The 962-nt window shown below is 52.2% G+C and carries 1 protein-coding gene; it reads left to right on the top strand.

Translation table 11 applies throughout. From position 1 onward, the window contains the following. The coding region (locus ACTHS3_RS14995) for a sensor histidine kinase (protein WP_440368368.1) at positions 1 to 962 on the top strand (962 nt) is incomplete at both ends.

The raw sequence follows: 962 nt of genomic DNA, 5'->3' as shown, positions 1-962 counted from the left end.
GTGTTTTTGTTCGGTATTTCCGCCCAGTTTATTAACGGTACGATTAATTCTTGGTTTGGCAACGATACCCATGAGGCTCTAGAGCGCAGCTTAAACTTGAGCAAATCCGCGCTGAACTTGGCGGTAGACAACGCTGTCAGCAACGCCACGCCGGTGCAGATCGACTTAATCAGCGCCGCTTCGCTGGACGGCAACTTAGGGCAAGCGCTGGCAAAATCCGCGCTTACTGCCGACTTTGCCCAGCTGGCGCTTTATAACGCGACTACCCATAAAGCCGAGAAAAGCATCAATCCCTTGAAACTAAATCAACCTGAGCTTAACAAAGAAGGATGGGAGCAACTGGAGCAGACCGGCTCGGTGCGCAGCTTGGAAAACATCGGCGGCGTGCTGTATGCTCAAGGCTGGATGCTGATCGGTCCGCATAAAAATCAGGATTATGCGTTGTTTTTTCGGCAGCCGATTCCGAAAGATGTTGCCCAAGACGCGACGCTGATTGAAGCAGCCCGAGCCAAATATGCCGAACTGAGTTATACCAAAAAAGGCCTGCAAACCTTTTTCCTGTCCACGCTGTTGGTCGCGACATTATTGGCCATCTTTTTGGCGCTGGTGATGGCTTTGTATTTTGCCCGCCGTTTTGTGGCACCGGTATTGTCGCTGGCAGAGGGTGCGCGGGCGGTGGCTCAGGGTGACTTCAGCCAGACTCGGCCGGTATTTCGCAATGACGAGTTCGGCCGTTTGACCCAGTTATTCAACCACATGACCGAGCAATTAGCGATTGCCAAAGAGGCAGACGAGCGCAACCGTTTGCGCGAAGAAGCAGCACGCCATTATTTGGAATGCGTGTTGGAAAGTTTGACTACAGGCGTGATTACTTTGGATGCCAATGGCCGTCTGAAAACCTTTAACAAGGCCGCCGAACAGATTTTGGGCGTTTCGCTGGTGTCTTTGTGGGGCAGTAACTG

It is taken from the genome of Neisseria sp. P0009.S007, from assembly GCF_051962515.1.
This window is presented reverse-complemented; position numbering and strand designations above follow the sequence as displayed.